2 protein-coding genes and 1 pseudogene are annotated in these 2,583 nt (G+C 59.3%); 1 reads left to right on the top strand and 2 read right to left on the bottom strand.

What is annotated here, in order from left to right:
* Positions 1–215 (bottom strand): annotated as a pseudogene (locus AC1DRJ_RS24180) (DUF6124 family protein); the annotation flags it as partial.
* A gap of 473 nt (positions 216–688) precedes the next feature.
* Here AC1DRJ_RS24180 and AC1DRJ_RS24175 point away from each other — a divergent pair.
* Positions 689–2,149, top strand: a complete 1,461-nt coding sequence (locus AC1DRJ_RS24175) for an MFS transporter (protein ID WP_477804371.1) — start codon at positions 689–691, stop codon at positions 2,147–2,149.
* Positions 2,150–2,200: 51 nt separating this feature from the next.
* Here AC1DRJ_RS24175 and AC1DRJ_RS24170 read toward each other — a convergent pair.
* The coding region (locus AC1DRJ_RS24170) for a hypothetical protein (RefSeq protein WP_477804370.1) at positions 2,201–2,583 on the bottom strand (383 nt) is incomplete at its 5' end.

The raw sequence follows: 2,583 nt of genomic DNA, 5'->3' as shown, positions 1-2,583 counted from the left end.
GATTCGCTGGCGTTGGCCAGCAGGGATTCGGTGTCGTACTTGGGGTTGGCGAGGAACATGGGTTCGGGTTCGTGGGTGCTGGACATGATTTGGGCGCTCGGATTGAGGTAGTGGTCGAGTGCGCGTTCGGCCGTTTCGTGGAATTTTTTGGAATCGAGGGATTCGTAGGGCGATGCCGGATCGGTGTCCGGCGGGTTGGGTGTTGGTTTGCACATAGATGAAACTCCTGAAAAATCTATTGAGGAGCCATCACCCTTCGCTACCAAACGAAKGGTGGTGRCCATACGCAGGTTGGTAGACCGGTCCAGGAACCCGGCGCTCCCGAGGGAGCCCTGCGCATGGCCACCATAAAAAACAGAGATTAAAAGATCTCTGTAAAAGGTGGCGCTATGCGCCTGGACATACTGGGCTACCAAACCCGATCACTGTTTTTCAGTGACCTGAAAACGATATAGCCCACCCCATAGCCGCACAAGCCGGCGGATTCTGTCTTACCCGTAGGCGATGGCGCAAGGCGTTGTAGCCGTTAGGACGTTACACCGAGTGTCTTTAAACACCCGACCTGAAACCTGTTTAAGTCCATCAAAATTCGAGCCGCAATCCACGAAACGAGGGCAGGGGAGTTGAACTCCCGATCCTGCCCCTAACTCCTAACTCACAAAGCCCTGCACATGAAAATGATGAGGCGATGACCCACCAACAGCCGCATAGCCGCAACCCCGGCGCAATATTCGAAACCGACCTTCCAGCCCGCCTGGACCGCTTGCCATGGGGCCGTTTTCACTCCCTGCTCGTGGTTGCGTTAGGCATCACCTGGTTGCTCGACGGCCTCGAAGTGACCCTGGCCGGCTCGGTGTCCGGCGCGCTGAAAAACAGCACCGACCTGCGCATGAGCAACTTCGATATCGGTTTGGCCGGCGGCGTCTACATCGCCGGGGCAGTGCTCGGTGCCTTGCTGTTCGGCTGGCTGACCGATCGCCTGGGGCGGCGCAGGTTGTTCTTCATTACATTATGGCTGTATGTCGGCGCCACGGCGGCGACGGCGTTTTCCTTCAACCTGGAAAGCTTCCTTTTGTTCCGCTTCCTCACGGGCATGGGCATCGGCGGCGAATACACGGCGATCAATTCGACCATCCAGGAATTCACGCCGGTACGCTTTCGAGGCTGGGTTGATCTGACCATCAACGGTACCTTCTGGTTAGGCGCAGCACTGGGGGCCGGCGGGGCCATCGTCTTGCTGGACCCTCAGGTGGTCGGCGGCGATCTGGGTTGGCGTCTGTGTTTCGGCATCGGTGCAGCGCTGGGTTTGTTGATTCTGGTGATGCGCCTGTGGCTGCCGGAGAGCCCGCGCTGGTTGCTGGTCCATGGTCGGAGCGATGAGGCCCGACGCATCGTCGAAGGCATCGAAGCGCGACTGCGCGAACAAGGTCATGAACTGCCGGCCGTGACCCGCAAACCGCTGCGCCTGCACGCGCGGGACCATACGCCGCTGGCGGAGATCTTCCAGACCCTGTTTGTCAGGTTCCGTCGCAGGGCGCTGGTGGGGATGACGCTGATGGCCGCGCAGGCCTTCTTTTACAACGCGATCTTCTTCACCTACGCACTTGTGCTCACCGATTTTTACCAGGTGCCCGCCGAGCAGGTCGGTTGGTATATATTGCCCTTGGCACTGGGTAATTTCTGCGGGCCGGTGCTGTTGGGACGCTTGTTTGACGTGATCGGCCGACGGGTGATGATCAGCTTCACCTACGCGATGTCCGGGATCATGCTGGCGTTCAGTGGCTATGCCTTCCAACAGAGTTGGCTGGATGTAACCCAGCAAGCGGTGGCGTGGATGGTGATCTTCTTTTTCGCATCGGCAGCGGCCAGTTCGGCCTACCTGACCGTGGCGGAAACCTTCCCAMTGGAAATCCGCGCCTTGGCCATCGCCGTGTTTTACGCGTTCGGCACTGGCTTGGGCGGCATTATCGGGCCGATGCTGTTTGGCCAACTGATCCAGACCCAGCAGCGCAGCAGTCTGTTGATCGGTTATCTGATTGGCGCTGCGCTGATGTGTGTGGCGGCGGTGGTGCAAGCGGTTTGGGGAGTGGCGGCGGAGCGTCAGGCGTTGGAGCAGGTTACCAGGCCTTTGTCGCAGGTTGGGGATTGAGGAGGATCACCACCCTCAGCCTTGTTCGTCAGCGACCGCTACGCTTTTTTTTTAACGACGATAGTAACGGTGCTCGTCCTCATATCGGTGCCGCATGGCCCGATCCTGGTGGCGCTCCCAATCACGACGTTGATCTTCTCGGCGGGCTTGCTCTCTACGCCAATTATCCCTGCGCCATTCGTCTCGGCGCCAATTGTCTCTACGATCATGCCAGCGGTCGTCATGCCAGTATCGATCGTCATGGGCAAGCAACGGCCCTGCCTGCTGGCCGGTCATACTGGCCAAGGTCGGCCAAGGGTTGCCGCCGGCGTGGGCAGGCGATTGAACGGCGGTGATTTCAGGGGCGAAAGCAGGGGTTGAGGTTTTCATCTGTGTGGCGGATGCCGAGCTCACTGCCGCAAACGCGAACAGGCCGAATAGCACCATCCGTGGGA

This window comes from Pseudomonas sp. P5_B2 (genome assembly GCF_056400445.1).
The sequence above is the reverse complement of the archived record's forward strand: the minus strand, read 5'-3'. Positions and strand labels throughout refer to the sequence as shown.